A 19,676-nucleotide genomic window follows, 5' to 3' on the forward strand; every position below is an offset into this window, starting at 1 on the left:
CGGTGATCGCGCCCATTGCTGGACGGCCGGCTGGGAAACCGGCCTTCGCCGCGGCGGACACGACCATATTTCAGACATTGATTCAACCTCTTCCCGATCCGATTCCGTTGTCGCGCGCAAGCCTTTGATGCGGAATCTCTTTTGCCTAGAGGCCCAGCGCCGTCAGCATCACGAAGGTAGCGAAAAGAACGAAATGGGTCATGCCTTCGATGGCGTTGGTCTGCCCGTCGTTGAGGTTGATCGCGGCGGCGATCAGGGTGACGGCGACCATGACGGTCTGAACCGGCGTCATCGCCATGACGAAGGGCTGGCCGCTGTAGAGCGCGATGCTCTCCATCACAGGCACGGTGAGGATGACGGTCGAGAGCGAGGCGCCCATGGCGATGTTGACGACGGACTGCATGCGGTTGCGCAGTGCCGCGTGCAGGGCGGTCAGGATTTCGGGCGCTGCGGAAATCGCCGCAACCACGACAGCCATCAGTGTCAGCGGTGCGCCGCTGCCCTCCAGCCCGGCATTCATGAAGGTGGACATGAATTCGGCGAGGAAGCCGATGATCAGGACGCCGACAAGGATGACGCCGATCGAGATCGCCGAGGATTCGTGTTCAGCTTCCTCTTTCGGCGTCTGGCCGCCGGTCGCCGCCTTGGCGCGCGGATAGGTGTAGCTGAAGAAATAGCTGTGCGGACCGACCTGCATCTTCAGGAAGACCGCATAAAGCGCGATCATCGCGCAGATCGTGAAGGCGGAATAATAGTGCCAACGGTCGTCGGGAATGAACTCCGGGACGATCATGGAAATGCTCATCGCCGTCAGGATCATGACGCTGTAGGTGCGGCTTGAATCGTCGTTATAGGGCTGCTCGCCGTGGCGCAGGCCACCGAGCAGGGCGGCAAGCCCGAGGATGCCGTTAATGTCCAGCATGACCGCTGCATAGATCGTGTCGCGCACCAGGGTGGGCGAGCTGGTATTGCCCATCATGATGGCGAGGATCAGCACCTCGACCGCCACTGCCGACAGCGTCAGGATCATCGTGCCGTAGGGATCGCCGACTTTGCGGGCGAGCACTTCGGCATGGTGGGCGACGCGGGTCGAGGCGAGAATGATGATGCCGATCAGGACGACGGCGGCGATCAGCGAAGTCGTTTTGCCGGCCTCGAGTAGGGAATGTTCGACGGAATAGGCAACGAAGCCTGCGGCCAGCGCGACGATAAGAAATCTTTCCTGCTTCAGCAGGGACAACAGACCCACATTCCACTCCTGACCTTGGCCGATGACAATCTAAGGCGGCAACCTGCGGCATCAAGCAAGGTTCCGCTTTCGTGTCGAGGATTTGCGGTCGGCGGCCTTTGATGTCATAATTTATGACGTGATTTGCGATGTGGCTTGGAACTTCGCGGTACCTTTTTAATTTCTCACCCCGGTGCCGCGACAGGACAAGGATCCGAATGGATCGAGGCAGCCGTGAAAGACAGGAGGGAGTATGACCAAGGTTACCTATAAAGTCGTGCCGCATGACGGCGGCTGGGCCTATCGCCAGGGCGACGTCTATTCGGAAACTTTTCCCAGCCATTCAGACGCCTTGCAGGCGGCGCGCATCGTCGCGGCCGAACAGCAGGTCGGCGGAGACCCGGAAGAAATCAGCTGGCAGGATGAAAAGGGCATCTGGCACACCGAATACAGCGAGGGTGGCGACCGGCCCGAGGCCGAGGTCATGGATGGCGACGAGGCGCCGACCACCCACTGAAGAGGTCAGCCGCGGACATAGTCCAATAAGCCTTTGACGAGCGCGTCGAAGGTGACGCGCCAGCGTGGGGACGATTTCAGATTTTCATGCATGGCAACCCAGGTGTCGAGCGGCAGCTCGAAAACATCGGGCAGCACCCGGACCAGATCCGGATCGCGACGGGCAATGCCAACCTGGCATATGCCGATGCCGACAGCTCCGCGGATCGCCGCCAGTTGGGCGAGATTGTTGTCCGCCTTGTAGCTCCAGCGGATATTTTCGATATCGGGAAAGGCCGGGGAGGTGGCCCGGATACGGTCCGCAGCGGCGCGAACGAAGGCGGTGCGACGGTCGAAGCCGATCAGCCTATGGGCGGCGAGGTCGTCCGGGCTTTGCGGAACTCCATGCCGGTCCAGATAACGTCGATGGGCAAAAAGCCCGAGCGGAATGTCGCCGATATGGCGGGTGACGAGCGCATCCTGGACCGGACTGGTCATGCGCACCGCGATATCCGACTCGCGCCTTAAAAGATCCTCCAGCGAATCCGACAGTGACAGTTCCAGTTCCAGCCCCGGGTGCTGGTCCTGGAGGCTGGCGAGGATCGGCGGCAGGATTTCGACGCCGATCACCTCGCTGGCGCTGATCCTCACCGTTCCCTTGACCGCGCCGATCTCGCCCGAAGCCAGCCGCTGCATGGCGGCGGTCGTGATGGCGAGGTTCTCCGCATAGGGTTTCATCGCGAGCGCCGGCTCGGTCGGCAGCAAGCCTTGTTGCGAGCGGGTGAAGAGCTGGTAGCCCAAGGCCTGCTCGAGAGCGTCGATATGGCGACCGACGGTCGGTTGCGTCAGGCCGAGATCGCGCGCCGCAGCCGACAACGAGCCGAGCCGCAGGACGGCGAGGAAGGTTCGATAGAAATCCCAGCTGATGTTATGCATTTTTGTATGGATGCCAAAGGTATTCTGCCAATTCCGTATAGAAGCGAATGGCGCGATAGTCCAGCCAACGAAACGCATGCAGCTGGAAGGATTATCGCCATGTCCGGACTATCAAACCCCAACCTCGGCCTAAAGCCCATCGCCCTCGTTCTCGGCGCCACCGGCGGGATAGGCGGCCATGTGGCGCGGGGCCTTGCTGCGCGTGGCTGGACCGTCCGCGCCCTCAACCGCAAGGCCGGGGAAGCGGCAAAGCGGGAACCTCGCTTTCACTGGCTCCAGGGCGACGCGATGAATGCAGCTGATGTCCGCCGCGCCGCCCAGGATGCCAGGCTGATCGTCCATGCGGTCAACCCGCCGGGCTATAAGGACTGGGAAAAGCTGGTCCTGCCGATGCTCGAGAACACGATCGCGGCAGCTCGCGCCGTCGGCGCCCGCATCCTGCTGCCGGGCACGGTCTATAATTACGGGCCGGATGCCTTTCCCGAGATCAGCGAGGAAAGCCCGCAGAACCCGGCGACGCGCAAGGGCGCGATTCGGGTCGAGCTGGAACGTCGGCTAGAGGCCGCGTCGAGCGAGGGCGTGCCGGTGCTGATCGTGCGGGCAGGCGATTATTTCGGTCCCGGCGCGGCGAACAGCTGGTTCGCCCAAGGCCTGGTGAAACCCGGCAAGCCGGTTCGGTCGGTCAGCCAGCCGAGTGCCGAGGGCGTCGGCCATCAATGGGCATATCTGCCGGACGTGGCCGAGACAATGTTGCGGCTGATAGACCGCGAGGGTGAACTGCCGCGTTTCGCCCGCTTCCAGATGCGAGGTTTCTGGGACCGGGACGGCAGCGAAATGATCGCGGCGATCGGCCGGGTCGTCGGGCAAAAGCCGAAGGTCAAGGCGTTTCCATGGTGGCTGCTGAAGCTTGGATCGCCCTTCGTGCCGATATTCCGGGAGCTCGGCGAGATGCGCTATCTCTGGAAGGTGCCGGTGCGGATGAGCAATGACAAACTGCGGGCCTTCCTGGGCGAGGAGCCTTCGACGCCGATCGACGAAGCAATTCGGGCGACGCTTGCCGATCTCGGCTGTATCGAGCCCAAGGCTGTAAAGCCGGTGGCACTTTTGGCCTGAGCGGTATTCTCAAAAGGAAAGGGCCGCTTTTAGGCGGCCCCTTCCGAAATCCATCAGGCGACCGCTTCGAGCGCCGGGTAGTCGGTATAGCCCTTGGCGCCGCCGCCGTAGAAGGTGGACTTGTCGGCCTCGTTGAGCGGCGCATTGTCCTTGAGGCGCTGGACGAGATCCGGGTTGGCGAGGAAGAGCTTGCCAAAGGCGACCGCGTCGGCATAACCGCTTTCGACGGCCTTGGAGGCGTTTTCGCCGTCATAACCGTTGTTGACGAGCCAGCCGCCCTTGCCGCCGGCCTTGCGGTAGATATCCTTCAGTTCCTGGTAATCGAAGGGCTTGTCGCCCTGGAAGAACGCGCGGTCGCCGCCGGTGGCACCTTCGATCAGGTGGATGAAGGAGAGGCCGCGAGGACCGAGCTGCTCGACCACATGGTTGAAGACGGCCTGCGGATCGGGATCGCTGACGCCATTGGCCGGTGTCACCGGTGACAGGCGGATGCCGACGCGGCCGGCGCCAATTTCCTTGGTCACCGCATCGACGACTTCCACCAGGAACCGCGTCCGGTTCTCGATCGAGCCGCCGTATTCGTCCGTGCGCTGGTTGGCGCCCGACTTCAGGAACTGGTCGATCAGGTAGCCGTTGGCGCCGTGGATTTCGATGCCGTCGAAGCCGGCGTCGATCGCGGCGCGGGCGCCCTTGGCGAAATCAGCGACGATGCCGGCGATTTCCGAATGTTCCAGCGCGCGGGGAGCGGAGGTATCGACAAAGGCGCCGTTGCCATCCGGATTGATGATGTAGGTCTTGCCGCCGGCGGGAATGGCCGAGGGTGCAACGGGAGCGCCGCCGTTCGGCTGCAGGGAAGTGTGCGAGACACGGCCGACATGCCAGATCTGGGTGACGATCTTGCCGCCCCTGCGGTGGACGGCATCCGTCACCTTTTTCCAGCCTTCGATCGCCTGCGGCAGATAAAGGCCCGGCACGTCCGCATAACCCTGGCCCTGCTGGCTGACCGGAGTGCCTTCGGTGACGATCAGACCCGCGCTGGCGCGCTGTTCGTAATAGGTGACGTTGAGGTTGTTGGGGATCGCTTTCGGCGAACGGTTGCGCGTCAGGGGAGCCATGACGACGCGATTGGCGAGTTCGATATCGCCGAACGTGGTCGGATCAAAAATGCTGGCCATCGGAAAATTCCTTATGCTGTTGGGAGGAGAGGCGGGGGATCAGAGGGTCGATCTGAGATCGTCGAGGAAGGCCGCGATGGTTTTTTCGTCGCGGCGGTAGAATGCCCATTGGCCAACCCGGTCGATTTTCACCAGGCGGGCTTTCTCGAGCGTCGAAAGATGCGCCGAGACCGTGGATTGGGAGAGGCCGCAGCGTTTTTCGAACTGGCTGGCGCAGATGCCCATTTCGAGCGGATGCGCCTGATCGCAAAAATGACGTTCCGGCTCCTTCATCCATTCCAGGAATTCGACCCGGACCGGATGTGCCAGCGCTTTCAGAATTTCCGTCTTGTCCATGATCAGGATCCAATATCGGAGTTTCCCGATATATAGATCGTCGGATGACGATTTAAAGGGAGCGGTTTGCGGAGAAGCGGGGGATTGTAAAAAAAATGGGCCGCCGGATCGCTCCGAGGCCCAATAATTGTGAAGGTCAAAACCTCCAGAGGGGAACAGCCGGCACAGACGACAGGGACGTCGCCGAAGCGCGCCAGCTGAACTCAATATGGGGAGCCAGGTTTCGCTCGACAAGGGTATGGATGGGATATTGAACAGAAGTTTTCACGCGGACTGCGGCGGCGGAAACCGGTGAATGAGCCACGGCAGAATTCAGGGCAAAAAAAGAGGGCCACTGGATCGCTCCAGGGCCCTATAAGTGTGAAGGTCAAAAAAACCTCCAGAGGGGAACAGCTGCTGCGGCGGAACTGGGAGGAAAAGCCGCCATGTGCATCAGCTGTGAGCGATATGGTGGTTTTTTGTGCAGTGAACAATACTCTTTTGTGCAGGACAGCCATGCGTGAGGTGCAACGCTTTAATTTAATGCGCTCAGTGGTTACATATCAGGCGGCCGCAGAAGCCGCGAAATCCCCAGCGTTCTAGGGTTTTCGGGGGCATATCCGGTCCGGACCGGCGCCGGTCAGAAGCTCCAGTTGCGGGCCTTGCCCACCACGAAATCGCGGAAGACTTTCAGCTTCGCGGCGTTCTTCATTTCATCCGGATAGCAGAAATAGGTGTCGAAGGACGGGATGTCGGCATTGATGGCCAACTGAATCAGCCCCGGATCGCGGCCGACGATATAATCCGGCAGGCAGGCGATGCCGATTCCCAGCAGGCAGGCGCGCTTGATCGAGGTCTGGCTGTTGATCTGCAGATGCGGCGTGCGGGTATTGTCCGACGACCGGCCCGCGTATTCCAGCCAGTTGACGTCGAGCAGGTAGTTCGGCGCCGGTTCCCCGAAGGTGATGATGCGATGTTGGTCGAGATCCTCGACGGATTGCGGCTCGCCGTAACGGTTGATGTAGGAGGGGGCGGCATAGACGTGCATGTGCACGGTGAAGAGCTTGCGCTGGATGAGGTCGGACTGCACCGGCTGACGAAGCCGGATGGCGCAATCCGCATGGCGCATGTTGACGTCCACTTCCTCGTTGTCGAGGATCAGCTGGATCGACATTTCCGGATAGAGCTGCAGGAATTCCTGCACCTTGTCGGTGAGCCAGCCCTGGCCGAGGCCGACGGTCGTCGTCACGCGCAGCTTGCCGGACGGTTTTTCCGTCGTCTCGGTGAGCTGCATCTTCACCGTTTCGAGCTTCAGGAGCACGTCGTGGGCGGTGCGATAGAGAAGTTCGCCCTGTTCGGTCAGGATCAGGCCGCGCGCATGGCGATGGAAGAGTTTTACCCCGACATCCTGCTCCAGCGCGCTGACCTGACGGCTGATCGCCGACTGGGAAAGATGCAGCTTGTCGGCCGCATGGGTGAAGGATCCCGCCTCCGCCGCCGCGTGGAAAATGCGCAGTTTATCCCAGTCGAGCGGCACACCCATCGTTCAACGTCACTCCGCGGCTATGGCAACCGGCTGGATGCCGGAGAGGTAACGTTCGGCCTCGAGCGCTGCCATGCAGCCCATGCCGGCGGCGGTGATCGCCTGGCGGAAAGTGTCATCCGTCACGTCGCCTGCGGCAAACACGCCGGGCACGTCGGTGGCGGTCGAATCCGGCGCCGTCCAGAGATAGCCGTTCGGCTTCATCTTCAATTTGCCCTGGAACAGTTCTGTCGCCGGCGCATGGCCGATCGCCACGAAGACGCCATGGATCGGGAAGTCGGTAACCGTACCCGTCTGGGTGTTGCGCAGCTTGACGCCCTCGACGGACGGCGGCATCGGCGCCTTGGCCGGCTTGCCGGTGATCTCGGCGATTTCGGTATTCCACAGCACGTTGACATTGGGGCGCTGGAAAAGGCGTTCCTGCAGGATCTTTTCGGAGCGGAAACTATCGCGGCGATGCACCACGGTCACCGTCTTGGCGATATTCGACAGGTAGAGCGCTTCCTCGACCGCGGAATTGCCGCCGCCGACGACGATCACGTCCTTGTTGCGATAGAAGAAGCCGTCGCAGGTGGCGCAGGCGGAGACGCCAAAGCCCTGGAACTGCTGCTCGGTTTCTATGCCGAGCCATTTTGCCTTGGCGCCGGTCGAGATGATGATCGTCTCGGCGGTCCAGACGGCGCCAGAATCGGTGCGCACGGTGAAGGGGCGATGGTGGAGTTCGACCTCGGTGACGAGGTCGTTGACGATCTCGGCGCCCACATGGGTCGCCTGTTTCAGCATCTGCTCCATCAGCCAGGGACCCTGGATCGGATCGCCGAAGCCCGGATAGTTTTCGACATCCGTGGTGATCATCAGCTGGCCGCCCTGTTCCATGCCGGCGATCAAAACCGGTTTCAGCATGGCGCGCGCCGCATAGATGGCGGCCGTATAACCGGCCGGGCCGGAGCCGATGATCAGGACCTCGGTATGACGGGAGGACATGGAGTAATTTCCTTTCAAAGACCGGTCGACGTTTCGTTGCCCCTCATATAGGTGGTCGATGTCCGGTCTGCCGCTGTAGAAGCGCCATGTAAGATCGATCCATGCAGCAATGCAAGGGCAGCCTTGCACTAACAACAGATCAGTTGGCATGGAAACCGAAGCCAGGCGCCCCAAGACATATTCTTGCGTAAAATTCCTCTTGCGATAAAAGCACTGCAGAATTGAAGGGGACCTATGTGCTTCGCGCCGATCTTGATGCCATCGACCTAAAAATCCTGCGGGAATTGCAACGTGACGGGCGCATGACCAATGTCGAGCTCGCAGAACGCGTCGGCATTTCCGCCCCGCCCTGCCTGCGCCGCGTGCGCAAGCTCGAGGAAGCCGGTATCATCGAAGGTTATCACGCGCTTCTCAACGCACCGAAACTGGGCGTGGATCTCGTCGCCTTCTGCATGGTCGGGCTAAAGCGCCAGTCGGACGCGGACCTCAAGGCCTTCGGGGCGAAGGTCCAGCAATGGCCGATGGTACGGGAGGCCTGGATGGTCAACGGCGACAGCGATTTCCTGCTGCGCTGCGCTGCCCAGAACCTCACCGTCTTCCAGGACTTCGTCATCGAAGTACTGACGGCCGACCAGCATGTCGATACCGTCCGCACCATGCTGACCATTCGGCAGGTCAAGCATCTGGGGCTGGTGGAAATCTGAAGCTGACCGTTGCCGGCGGGCGCCTCGTCACTTGCTCCCAGCAGGACGAAACCGCTTCTTGTGGATGAAGGCGATCAGCTTGTCTTCCATCAGGCGCCGCTGCTTGGCGAACGCGTAGAACCATTTCCGCTTGTTGGTCTTTCTGGCTCGGCCGGAGCTTGCCAGGATTTCGCTTGCGGCATCCGTGGTGGTGACGGGCGAGGGCCAGAAGGAGTAGCCGTGGCCGGTGCGGGTCAGCCAGTGGCGGAAATAATTGTCAACCGGGGCGAACATCTTGCCATGTTCCTCGATGAAGAGCCGGGCGCCTTCGCGCGACCAGACGATCGCGCTCGTCGTCATCGGGAAGTAATGGGCGGCCACCAGTTCGCAGTCGTGTCCGCCGATGCCGTAACGGGCGAGCGGTGTGGCGATCTTCAGCTTGTTGTTGCCGATATTGATCAGCCGCCAGTCGGGATCGACCTTTTCGAGATCCGGCAGGGCCGCTTCGAGCAGTTCGACCGGGTTGCAGAGCGGCAGCGCATCGTCTTCCAGCACCAGTGCATAACGGGCGTCGGATTTCAGGAAATGTTCGGCAACTTTCAGGTGGCTGCGGTAGCAGCCGATTTCGCCGCCGACGAGGGTGCGGCCCATATAGCTCTGGGCGCGCTCGGCGTCGTAGTCCGGGATCGTCGCGAGATCGAACTTGCGGCCGTCGACGGCGGAGATCCGCTCGAAGGCGATGCCGAAGGCTGAAAGACGGTCGCTGATGGTCTGCAGGCGGTCATTGCTGCCATCCAGATTGATGACATAGGTCTCAAGCGATTGCATTTTACCCTTTTTCGGCGAGGAGGCGCAGCGGCTTTTCGTCCGCCACGGCCGCTTCCGTCGCCGGTAGACTTGTGATGGGTGCGTCGACTTGGTCGAAGCTGTTTGAGCTTTGCTATATCGTGGCCCGGCCTTTTTGGGAACAAGCGGGGCTTTCTTCCCGATAACATCGGCCGAACCGGTGCGGAAGGGTCACTGCAGCCCCATCCTGCCCAGCCCCCAAGATTTCAGCGACAACCATTCCCATACCCCTTGCGCAGGTTTTTCAACCGTAACATATAGGCGGCGCTGCCTATAGATGCTGGTTTCCGGTACAAAGCGGCGGAAAACGGACAGGCGAGGCGACATCGATGCGGGTTCACCAGTATATTTTCGGCAAGGACGGCGGAGCGGAGAAGTTCTTCGTGCATCTGGTCGGCGCGCTTGCGCGGCGTGGCGTAGAGCAGACGGCCGTAATGCGCTGGAACCGCCGCTGGAAGCCGGATGTCGAGGCCCATGCGCGCGTCATCGAAAGCAATTTCCGCAACCTCTCCATCGACCGTATCCTTCTGCCGATGAAGGTGCTTTCCATGGCAAAGCGGGACAAGGCCGACGCGATTATTTCCTGGTCCACCCGCGGTGCTCGCCTGATGCCGGATTATAAGGGCGGTATCAAGCTCTCCCGTCTCGGCGACTATCCCACCCATCTCGGCTATTTCAAGAATTCCGACATTCTCGTCTGCAACACGCCGGGCATTGCCGATCATGTGCGCAACAATCTCGGCTGGACCCGCGGCGTCGAGGTGATTTCGAACTTCACGGACACGTCGGTCGTGGCGCCGATCTCAAGGTCGGTTGCCGATACGCCGGACGGTGTGCCGCTGATCATGACGATGGGCCGTTTCGTCAAACGCAAGCGTTTCCACCTGCTGATCGAGGCGATGACGGCGGTGCCGGACGCCTATCTGTGGATCGCCGGCGACGGCGAGGAGCGGGAAGCTCTGGAAGCTGTCATGCGAGAGCACAAGATGGAGAACCGGGTGCGGTTCCTCGGCTGGCACAAGGATACGCGGCCGTATCTTGCCGCCGCCGACATCTTCATCATGCCATCCAGCCACGAGCCGCTCGGCAACGTCATTTTCGAGGCATGGGCGCAGGGCAAGCCGGTGATCTCCTCGCGCTCGGAAGGGCCCTCCTGGTTCGTACAGCACGGCGAAAACGGTCTGCTCGTCGATATCGACGACGTCCCGGGCTATTCGCACGCCATCAACCAGTTGATCGCAGATCCTCAGCTGGCTGCGAGCCTTGGCGAAACGGGCAGGGCGACGCTGGTCGGACAGTTTTCGGAAGAGGCGGTGGCGAACGCCTATATCGAGCTTTTCAAGCGGAAGCCGTGATCCGGTAGATATTACCGAGCAGTTTGGCCTCGCCCTCGATGCTGAAATTTTCGACCGCGTGGGCGCGGGAGCGGGCCGAGGCGGCCTTGCGACGGGCTTCGTTGTCCATGAAGGCCTCTGCGGCCCCGGCCATGGCATCGACGCTGTCGCGGGCGATGATCACGCCGGTCTCTTCGTCGCCCGTCACCAGAAGCTCAGGGAAGGCGCCAACATCGGTGGCGATTACCGGGACCGCGGTCGCCATGGCTTCCAGCGGCGTCAGCCCGAAACCTTCCCAGCGCTGCGGCGCGATGAAGAGGTCGAGGGCGCGATACCATTCGTTGATATCGGTATGCTCGCCAACGAACAGGATGCGGTCGGCAAGGCCGGCGGCGGCGACCTTGTTCTTCAATCCGTCCTCGAAATCCACATGCGGGCCGGTGGCGCGGCCAGCGACAATCGCCGACCAGTCCTTGCGCTCGGAAAGCACCCGGATCATCGAATCCACGAAGAGATCGGTGCCCTTCTGGCGCCGCACGCGGCCGAAGCAGCCGACGATCTTCTGTGCCGGATCGAGGCCGCGGGCACGCTTGGCCTCACTCTTGTCCGAGGGCGGCGAGAAGCGGACGGTATCGATGCCGTGCAGCACCACGGTGTTCTTGACCGTCAGGTAATCGGCCGTCTTGCCGCTGGTGGCGATCACGCCGTCCATCTTCGAAACCAGCCATTTCGTCCAGCCGGTATGGTGCCGTTGCGAGGCGGAGGTGAAGAGGATCTTCAGCGGCATGCGCAGCACGTCGCGCATGAAAATTGCCGGCAGCATCTCTATATTCCGGCGCGCGTGCCAGATCCGGCACCGCTTGCCGCGCGGCGGCGACCAGAGGCGGAAGAGGTCGCGGTAACGGATATGCGGCAGATCGGCAGGCAGACCAGGGCCAAGCGCTGCGACCTTCTGGCCGAGCGATCTCTGGACTGGCACGAGCTGGATGATCGTCGACGTGACGCCGGAGAGGCGCCGCTTGAAATTCGGCGCAATCACTTCGACGTCACGGATATCGATGATGGCGGGATCGCCGCTTTTACCCACGGGCGGTCAGCCCCAGGAAATGGCGAGGATTTCGTAGGCCTTGGAGCCGCCGGGGGCGACAACTTCGATGGAATCGCCCTTTTCCTTGCCGATCATCGCGCGCGCGATCGGCGAAGAGATGGAGATACGGCCAGCCTTCACATCGGCTTCCTGGTCACCGACGATCTGGTAGACCTTTTCTTCTTCCGTATCCTCGTCGATGAGCTTGACGGTCGCGCCGAACTTGATCTTCGAGCCGGACATCTTGGACAAATCGATGACTTCGGCGCGTGCCGTCAGATCCTCGAGTTCCGTGATACGGCCTTCGTTGTGGCTCTGGGCCTCCTTGGCAGCATGGTACTCGGCGTTTTCCGAAAGGTCGCCATGGGCGCGCGCTTCTGCAATTGCCTCGATGATACGGGGACGCTCCTCCTGCTGGCGCCAGCGCAGCTCTTCCTGCAGTTTGGAAAAACCGCTCTGCGTCATCGGTACCTTTTCAACCATTTCCTTGTCCTTCAGGCGCATGCCCGCGGATGCCGCGGACACAAAAAGAAACAGGTTCCGGAGCGAAACTTCGGAACCATCGTAAAATCAGAATGTGGGTCACTATAACAGAATTTCGACAGCGAGCGCTAGGAATTTCGAAACCCTGTTCGTGTGCCCCTCCTTGAGCATGTGGATGCATGCGGCACCATTTGTCAATGACTTGACGGGCGCGAAAAGAACATTTAGTGAACATGCTAATGAAGAAGTCGCTGAAAGAACGCCTGGCGATCCTTTCGGATGCCGCCAAATACGATGCTTCCTGTGCCTCCAGCGGAACTGTGAAGCGGGACTCGTCCGCGACAGGCGGGCTGGGCTCGACGGAGGGTTCCGGGATCTGCCATGCCTACGCGCCGGACGGCCGTACGCTCTTCGTGACGGTGCATCCGTCCTATCTGCTGCGGATTCCCGACGAGGGCAGGAAGGCGGAGGAGCTTGCCCGATTCAGGCAGGACATGAGCCGGATCAAGCGCTTGGCGGCGTGAGTGGAGAGACTGATTCAGGTGGGGATTCTGCGGCGCAATCGAGGCTGGGATTGGCGCGGGTGTTTTGGAAGCATTAAATTAAAGGTTGTGCTTTTTGTGGATGTTGTTCTAACTTAACTGCGATGTGAGGGGTGGTTCCGGGGGCGACAATGACCAGCACATATATAATTTCGGCAAGAAAGCGTGAGGGCACCAACTTCACCGAAGAGCCAGGGCCGATAAGGTTCCTCAAGGTTCCGAGCAGCGTCAATCATTACGATGCCAGTCATGTCATTTCCAGCAGCAAGGATTGGGTCTCCGAAGTACAGGGGCTTGCGGATGGAGACGAGAATCCGAATTCGATTGGCCCGCGTGGCGACGTGCTCATATTCATTCATGGCTATAACAACGCCATTCCCAATGTGATCGAGCGCGTCAGGCAGCTAAAGAAAGATATGAAGGCTGAAGGTTGGCGCGGGGAAATCGTTGCGTTCGACTGGCCTAGCGACAATCAGACTCTGAACTATCTGGAGGACCGATGGGATGGTGCGGCCGTCGCTGCCGAGCTTGTGACCAAGGGCATCCTTTTGCTCAGCCAGGCGCAGAAGGCCGGTTGTGAGACCAACGTGCACCTGATAGCCCATTCTGCAGGGTGCTATGTCACCCTTGAGGCTTTTGCGCAGGCCGAGAAGAAGGGTGAGCTCTTCAAGAGCGATTGGCGCATGGGTCAGGTCGCTTTTATCGCGGGTGACGTCTCCAGCGATAGTCTTGCTCTGTCAAGCGACTGGAGCCAGCCCATGTTTAGGCGGATCATGCGCTTTACCAATTATTCCAATCCGTTTGATTCAGTGCTCGCCGTCTCCAATGCGAAGAGACTCGGCGTCGCTCCGCGCGCGGGGCGTGTCGGCTTGCCGACCGTCGTCAATTCGAAAGCGGTCGACGTCGATTGTGGCGATTATTTCGAGGGTGTCGATCCGAAGTCGCAGCCGAGTCTCGGCTCCTGGACGCATTCCTGGCATATTGGCAATCGGCTGTTTGCCCGAGATCTCTCCATGACACTCGAAGGCGCAATTGACCGCCACGCCATCCCAACCCGGAAAATGAAAAATGGCCGCTTGACCCTTCAAGAGGGAACACGGCCAAAGTTCCAGGGCGACTGGCATATCAAGGACGATGCGAAGACGGCGTCCGCTCGCATCGCCTGATATGGCTCAGAAATAGCTCTGCAGCGGGCGGACTTCGAGATTGCCGGCTTTCAGCGCCTTGATCGCCATGGCGGCAGCTTCGGCGCCGGCCATGGTGGTGTAGTAGGGCACCTTCTGCATCAGCGTCGCGCGGCGCAACGACTTGCTATCCGAGATCGCCTTGTTGCCGTCCGTTGTGTTGATGACGAGCTGGACCTGGCGGTTGCGGATCGCGTCCTCGATATGCGGGCGGCCTTCAAGCACCTTGTTGATGCGGGTGGAGGCAATGCCCTGTTCGGCAAGGAAGCGGGCGGTGCCGCCGGTTGCCAGCACCTTGAAGCCGATATCGGTCAGGATGCGGATCGCCGGGAGCACGCGGGCCTTGTCCTCGTCGCGCACGGAGACGAACACCGTGCCGTCGCGCGGCAGTTCGACACTGGCGCCGAGCTGCGACTTTGCGAAGGCCAGCGCGAAATCCGTGTCGAGGCCGATGACTTCGCCGGTCGAGCGCATTTCCGGGCCGAGCAGGATGTCTACACCTGGGAAGCGGGCGAACGGGAAGACCGCTTCCTTGACCGCGATGTGCTTCAGCGCACGCGGATCCGGCTTGGTACCGTAGGCGGCAAACGTCGCGTCGAGCTTTTCGCCGGCCATGACGCGGGCGGCGATCTTGGCGATCGGCGCGCCGATGGTCTTTGCGACGAATGGCACGGTGCGCGAGGCGCGCGGGTTGACTTCCAGCACGTAGACCGTGCCGTCCTTGATGGCGAACTGCACGTTCATCAGGCCGACGACATGCAGCGCTTTGGCCATGGCCTTCGCCTGGCGCTCCAGCTCGTCGATCATCTCAGGCGAAAGGGTGCGCGGCGGCAGCGAGCAGGCGCTGTCGCCCGAATGGATGCCGGCCTCCTCGATATGTTCCATGATGCCGGCGACATAAACGTCGGTGCCGTCGCAGACGCAATCGACGTCGACTTCGATCGCATTGCTCAGGTAGCTGTCGAACAGAAGCGGGTTCTTGCCGAGCAGGGTGTTGATCTGGCCGGTCTTGTCGTTCGGGTAACGCTGCTTGATGTCTTCCGGCACCAGGCCCGGCACGGTGTCGAGCAGGTAGGTCTGCAGCATCGATTCCGAGTGGATGATCTGCATGGCGCGGCCGCCGAGCACGTAGGACGGGCGCACGACCAGCGGGAAGCCGATTTCGGCGGCAACGAGGCGGGCCTGTTCGACGGAATAGGCGATGCCGTTGTTCGGCTGGTTCAAATCGAGCTTCATCAGAAGCTTCTGGAAACGATCGCGGTCTTCGGCAAGGTCGATCATGTCGGGTGCGGTGCCGAGGATCGGGATGCCGTTCTTTTCGAGCGCCTCGGCAAGCTTCAGCGGCGTCTGGCCGCCGAACTGGACGATGACGCCGACCACTTCGCCCTTTTCCTGCTCGGCGCGCAGGATTTCGATGACGTCTTCAGCGGTCAGCGGCTCGAAATAGAGGCGGTCCGACGTGTCGTAGTCGGTCGACACGGTTTCCGGGTTACAGTTGATCATGATCGCTTCATAGCCGGCATCCTTCAGCGCGAAGGCGGCGTGGCAGCAGCAATAGTCGAACTCGATGCCCTGGCCGATGCGGTTTGGACCGCCGCCGAGGATGACGACCTTCTTGGCGGCCGAGACTTCCGCTTCCGAACGCAGGCTGCCGACGAAGGGCGTTTCGTAGGTCGAATACATGTAGGCGGTCGGCGAGGCGAATTCGGCGGCGCAGGTGTCGATGCGCTTGAAGACGGGGCGGACGTTCAGGCTGTTGCGGAGCTCGGCGACTTCCTTCGGGCGTTTTTTGGTGAGGCTTGCGAGGCGGGCATCCGAGAAGCCCATGGCCTTCAGCATGCGCAGGTTTTCGGCGTCGTCCGGCAGGCCGTGCTCGCGGATGCGGGCCTCCATGTCGGTGATCGCCTTCAGCTGGGCGATGAACCACGGGTCGATCTTGCAGGCCTCGTGGACTTCGCCCTCGGTGAGGCCAAGGCGCAGCGCCTGGGCGACCATGCGCAGCCGGTCCGGGGTCGGCGTGCCGATCGCGGCGCGGATGGCGTTCTTGGAATTCTCGCCTTCCTCGAAGCCGGGGATTTCGATCTCGTCGAGGCCGGTCAGGCCGGTTTCGAGGCCGCGCAGCGCCTTCTGCAGCGATTCCGCGAATGTGCGGCCGATCGCCATGACTTCGCCGACCGACTTCATCGCAGTGGTCAGGACCGGCGAAGCGCCCGGGAATTTTTCAAAGGCAAAACGCGGGATCTTGGTGACCACGTAGTCGATCGACGGTTCGAACGAGGCGGGCGTGGCGCCGCCGGTGATGTCGTTGTCGAGTTCGTCGAGCGTGTAACCGATCGCGAGCTTGGCGGCGACCTTGGCGATCGGGAAGCCGGTGGCCTTGGAGGCGAGCGCCGACGAGCGCGAAACGCGCGGGTTCATTTCGATGACGACGAGGCGGCCGTCCTTGGGGTTGACGGCGAACTGCACGTTCGAACCGCCGGTCTCGACGCCGATCTCGCGCAAGACCGCGATCGAGGCGTTGCGCATCATCTGGTATTCCTTGTCGGTCAGCGTCAGCGCCGGCGCGACGGTGATCGAATCGCCCGTGTGGACGCCCATCGGGTCGATGTTCTCGATCGAGCAGATGATGATGCAGTTGTCCGCCTTGTCGCGGATCACCTCCATCTCGTATTCCTTCCAGCCGAGCACCGACTCCTCGATCAGTACTTCGGTGGTCGGCGAAGCATCGAGGCCGCCGCCGACGATCTCGAAGAACTCCGAGCGGTTATAGGCGATGCCGCCGCCGGTGCCGCCCATCGTGAAGGAGGGACGGATGATGGCAGGCAGGCCGACCACGTCGATCGCCTGGGCGGCGATCGCCATGGCGTGGCTGATGTAACGCTGCTTGCGGTCGGTCTCGCCGAGGTTCCACTGGTTTTCGAGCGCGTCGAGCGCCTTGTCGAGATCGGCACCCGTCAGGCTTTCCTTGACTCGGTTGCGCTCGATCTCATGGGTCTTGCGGTCGGCATCCTTGATGTCGGTGGCGTTGGCCAGCATCGACTTCGGCGTTTCGAGCCCGATGCGGGACATCGCCTCACGGAAGAGGGCGCGGTCCTCGGCCATGTCGATGGCAGCCGGCTTGGCGCCGATCATCTCGACATTGTAGCGGTCGAGCACGCCCATCCGCTTCAGGGAGAGCGCGGTATTCAGCGCGGTCTGGCCGCCCATGGTCGGCAGCAGCGCATCCGGCCGTTCCTTGGCGATGATCTTGGCGACGACTTCGGGCGTGATCGGCTCGACATAGGTCGCGTCGGCAAGGCCCGGATCGGTCATGATCGTCGCCGGGTTGGAATTGACCAGGATGACCCGGTAACCTTCTTCCTTCAGCGCCTTGCAGGCCTGGGTGCCGGAATAATCGAACTCGCATGCCTGGCCGATGACGATCGGACCCGCGCCGATGATGAGGATCGATTTCAAATCTTGGCGCTTGGGCATGGGGTATCTTTCCGCTTTTTTCCTGCGCGGAAAACCGGCGCGGTGTGGAATACCACCGGTCGGGTCACGCGCGCATGTCTTTTCAGGCTAGACGCGGCTTATAGGCAAATGTTCTCCCGAACGGAACCCCATAAATCGCCAAATCGACAGAAATCGAGGCTCGGTTTTGGTCGTTGCAATAGCGAAGTCTTAATCAGATTTCAGCATTGTCCGGAAATCGGGGCTTCTATCGAGACGTCAGCAAATGCAGCGATGGATGGTGCACAAAAAGCAGTTGGCGCAATTTGTGGTAGATTTGGCGCGGGGGTGCGCGTGTCGGCTGCGCAAGGATGCACTGCTCTATGTACTTATCGGCCTGTACTCGCTGGGGGGCCTGATATTTCTCGGCCTAACCGACATGACGGCGATGATTTCGCATCATCTCTATTTCCAGCAGTGGCCGCAGGTCTTTGCGGTCGTCATGCCGGTGATGGCGATCGTCATCGACCTTTCCATCCTGATACTGCGTTTCGACAGGCGGCGGCGGCTTGCCTATCGCCGAACATTTTCCGCTCGGCGTATTGCCTCGTTGCTCTCCGGCGTGCTGCTGATGATGGCCCTGATGGTTTTCCAGGGAACGTTCACCTCGATCAAGAACGCCTTGCCGGCACTCGAAGGCGGTTTCCAATATGACAAGATTCAGGCGGATATCGATGCTTGGCTGTCTTTCGGAATAGACCCCTGGCGGCTGTTGCATGCCGTGGCCGGTTATGACGTGGTCCGTACCATTGTCGAATTCAACTACAATGTAGTGTGGTTCATCATCTGCTTCGGCACTCTGTTCTTTGTCTTGACATCACCATCGGCCGATGGCATTCGCCAGCGTTATATGCTGTTTTTCCTGTTCGTCTGGATTATGTGCGGCAACGTGCTTGCGGGTACATTTTTGTCGGCGGGTCCGGCCTTCTACGGTGCGGTGACTGGCGACCACGCCCGGTTTGCGGCGTTGACGGCTTTTCTTGCTCCGAGCCAGTGGGCGAGTTCTGCGGCGAATTACCAGTCCTATCTCTGGAGCCTGTACGAAGAGGGAAAGCCGGGCTTCGGAGGGGGTATCTCAGCTTTCCCAAGCGTTCACGTCGGCCTGATCACGCTCAACGCCTTTTTCTTGGCTGAACGTTCTCGCCGCCTCGCCATTGTGGGTTTCGTTTACGTAGGCTTCATCCAACTCAGCTCCGTTTATCTCGGCTGGCACTATGCCATCGATGGATATGTCTCATTCATCGTCGTGACGCTGGCCTATTTCTCGGCGTCAGCATTGCGGCCAATACCTTTCCCGCTTGCGCGGCGGTCGGATGCTACCGCCGCATAACCGACGACGGTGCAAATCTAACCGAACCGCGTCCGCACCGCCTCGGCATAGGTGCGGCTCACGGGAATCTCCGAGCCGTCCTTCATGATCAGTAAAAGCTTGCCGCCGTCGCGTTTCAGCGTTTCGACATGGGCATCGGCCACCCAGTGGGAACGATGCACCTGGAGGCCGGGCGTGAGCCCAAGTTCCTTCAGGGCGTCGGCGAAACGTAGGAGGATCAGTTCGCGGCCGCGGCTGGTGGTCACCTCGGTATAATGGTCCTGGACCGAAAGCCGCAGGAGTGCGCCGCGGTTATGGGGTTTCAGGCGGGCGAGGATTTCGGGTCCGGAAGAGGGCGAAGCCGGAGGCTCCGGGGCAGAAGAAGGTGATGCAGGCGGGGCTGAGGCTGACACCTCGGCAATCTGCCGGTGCATGGCCATGTAGGTGAGCAGACAGAAGAGGGCACAGAGCGGCAGCGCGACCAGCGCCCGCCTGAATCCGTCGCCGATCTCGATCCAGTGGCCAAAAAACGCGAAATCGATCGCGCCGAGAGCAAAGCCGATCGGCAGGGCGGCGGTCAGCGAGCCGATCATCATGCGGGCAAGCGTATGCTGGAGATGTTGCCGCAACAGGATTTCGGCCATGACCGAAAGACAGATGGCGATCGACCAGGTGACGGTGTGCACGATCAGCCAGTAACCCAGCCGGATACCGAGCGTCATCCGCTCGAACGTGCCGTAGGGTCCGCTGACGGCGAAGATCAGGATGACAAGCGCAAAGGTCGTCCAGAAGCGCCGGGAACGGGTGAAGAGCTGCAATTCACGAAGCGTGGAACTCAAGAACGGGTGATTCACGAAATTTATCCGTCGTCTGCGCCATTCCGGTGGAGGATCGACAAGTCATGGCGGAAACAGGCGGCCAATTCAA

General features: G+C 61.0%; 17 protein-coding genes and 1 pseudogene. 7 read left to right on the forward strand and 11 right to left on the reverse strand.

Annotated features, from left to right (window positions below):
• Window positions 1-145 precede the first annotated feature (145 nt).
• Window positions 146-1,249, reverse strand: coding sequence for a calcium:proton antiporter (locus C5J26_RS03625; protein WP_105400532.1), 1,104 nt, complete (start codon window positions 1,247-1,249; stop codon window positions 146-148).
• Between the two features lie 232 nt (window positions 1,250-1,481).
• Between C5J26_RS03625 and C5J26_RS03630 the strand changes: the two genes are divergently transcribed.
• Window positions 1,482-1,745, forward strand: coding sequence for a DUF2188 domain-containing protein (locus tag C5J26_RS03630; protein WP_105400533.1), 264 nt, complete (start codon window positions 1,482-1,484; stop codon window positions 1,743-1,745).
• Window positions 1,746-1,750: 5 nt separating this feature from the next.
• Here C5J26_RS03630 and C5J26_RS03635 read toward each other — a convergent pair whose 3' ends face one another.
• Window positions 1,751-2,659 (reverse strand): LysR family transcriptional regulator, encoded by a 909-nt coding sequence (locus tag C5J26_RS03635; protein WP_105400534.1) that lies wholly within the window; start codon window positions 2,657-2,659, stop codon window positions 1,751-1,753.
• A 99-nt stretch (window positions 2,660-2,758) separates the two neighbouring features.
• Between C5J26_RS03635 and C5J26_RS03640 the strand changes: the two genes are divergently transcribed.
• Window positions 2,759-3,772, forward strand: coding sequence for an NAD-dependent epimerase/dehydratase family protein (locus C5J26_RS03640; protein WP_105400535.1), 1,014 nt, complete (start codon window positions 2,759-2,761; stop codon window positions 3,770-3,772).
• A gap of 53 nt (window positions 3,773-3,825) precedes the next feature.
• Here C5J26_RS03640 and C5J26_RS03645 read toward each other — a convergent pair whose 3' ends face one another.
• The 4 genes from C5J26_RS03645 to trxB form a co-directional block, all read right to left on the reverse strand.
• Entirely contained in the window at window positions 3,826-4,947 is a 1,122-nt protein-coding gene (locus C5J26_RS03645) for an alkene reductase (protein ID WP_105400536.1), read from the reverse strand.
• Window positions 4,948-4,986: 39 nt separating this feature from the next.
• Window positions 4,987-5,283, reverse strand: a complete 297-nt coding sequence (locus tag C5J26_RS03650; protein WP_105400537.1) for a helix-turn-helix transcriptional regulator — start codon at window positions 5,281-5,283, stop codon at window positions 4,987-4,989.
• A gap of 619 nt (window positions 5,284-5,902) precedes the next feature.
• Window positions 5,903-6,799, reverse strand: coding sequence for a LysR family transcriptional regulator VtlR (locus C5J26_RS03655; protein ID WP_046633779.1), 897 nt, complete (start codon window positions 6,797-6,799; stop codon window positions 5,903-5,905).
• A 15-nt stretch (window positions 6,800-6,814) separates the two neighbouring features.
• Entirely contained in the window at window positions 6,815-7,789 is a 975-nt protein-coding gene (gene trxB / locus C5J26_RS03660) for a thioredoxin-disulfide reductase (protein ID WP_105400539.1), read from the reverse strand.
• 236 nt (window positions 7,790-8,025) lie between these two features.
• Between trxB and C5J26_RS03665 the strand changes: the two genes are divergently transcribed.
• A complete protein-coding gene (locus C5J26_RS03665; RefSeq protein ID WP_046633781.1) occupies window positions 8,026-8,493 on the forward strand; it encodes an Lrp/AsnC family transcriptional regulator in 468 nt (155 codons plus the stop codon).
• A 27-nt stretch (window positions 8,494-8,520) separates the two neighbouring features.
• Here the strand turns inward: C5J26_RS03665 and C5J26_RS03670 are convergent, their stop codons facing one another.
• On the reverse strand, window positions 8,521-9,300 hold the full coding sequence (locus C5J26_RS03670) for a glycosyltransferase family 25 protein (RefSeq protein WP_105400540.1): 780 nt from the start codon (window positions 9,298-9,300) through the stop codon (window positions 8,521-8,523).
• 347 nt (window positions 9,301-9,647) lie between these two features.
• Here C5J26_RS03670 and C5J26_RS03675 point away from each other — a divergent pair, with 347 nt between their 5' ends.
• Window positions 9,648-10,673 (forward strand): glycosyltransferase, encoded by a 1,026-nt coding sequence (locus C5J26_RS03675; protein WP_105400541.1) that lies wholly within the window; start codon window positions 9,648-9,650, stop codon window positions 10,671-10,673.
• Here C5J26_RS03675 and C5J26_RS03680 read toward each other — a convergent pair.
• A complete protein-coding gene (locus C5J26_RS03680) occupies window positions 10,657-11,715 on the reverse strand; it encodes a glycosyltransferase family 4 protein (RefSeq protein ID WP_105400936.1) in 1,059 nt (352 codons plus the stop codon). The genes C5J26_RS03675 and C5J26_RS03680 overlap by 17 nt on opposite strands.
• 30 nt (window positions 11,716-11,745) lie before the next feature.
• Window positions 11,746-12,222, reverse strand: coding sequence for a transcription elongation factor GreA (gene greA, locus C5J26_RS03685; protein WP_105400937.1), 477 nt, complete (start codon window positions 12,220-12,222; stop codon window positions 11,746-11,748).
• A gap of 239 nt (window positions 12,223-12,461) precedes the next feature.
• Here greA and C5J26_RS33080 point away from each other — a divergent pair.
• Window positions 12,462-12,632: pseudogene (locus tag C5J26_RS33080) on the forward strand (radical SAM protein); the annotation flags it as partial.
• Between the two features lie 263 nt (window positions 12,633-12,895).
• A complete protein-coding gene (locus C5J26_RS03695; protein ID WP_105400542.1) occupies window positions 12,896-13,930 on the forward strand; it encodes an alpha/beta hydrolase in 1,035 nt (344 codons plus the stop codon).
• Window positions 13,931-13,936: 6 nt separating this feature from the next.
• On the opposite strand, the gene carB is transcribed toward C5J26_RS03695, so the two are convergent.
• A complete protein-coding gene (gene carB / locus C5J26_RS03700) occupies window positions 13,937-17,422 on the reverse strand; it encodes a carbamoyl-phosphate synthase large subunit (RefSeq protein ID WP_105400543.1) in 3,486 nt (1,161 codons plus the stop codon).
• Between the two features lie 256 nt (window positions 17,423-17,678).
• Here carB and C5J26_RS03705 point away from each other — a divergent pair, with 256 nt between their 5' ends.
• Window positions 17,679-18,770: a phosphatase PAP2 family protein gene (locus tag C5J26_RS03705; protein ID WP_172723814.1), complete on the forward strand. Its 1,092-nt coding sequence runs from the start codon at window positions 17,679-17,681 to the stop codon at window positions 18,768-18,770.
• A 17-nt stretch (window positions 18,771-18,787) separates the two neighbouring features.
• Here C5J26_RS03705 and C5J26_RS03710 read toward each other — a convergent pair whose 3' ends face one another.
• Window positions 18,788-19,603, reverse strand: coding sequence for a LytTR family DNA-binding domain-containing protein (locus C5J26_RS03710; RefSeq protein ID WP_105400545.1), 816 nt, complete (start codon window positions 19,601-19,603; stop codon window positions 18,788-18,790).
• Between the last annotated feature and the right edge of the window lie 73 nt (window positions 19,604-19,676).

Origin of the sequence: Neorhizobium sp. T7_12, assembly GCF_002968535.1 — a bacterium.
GTDB classification, from domain to species: domain Bacteria; phylum Pseudomonadota; class Alphaproteobacteria; order Rhizobiales; family Rhizobiaceae; genus Neorhizobium; species Neorhizobium tomejilense.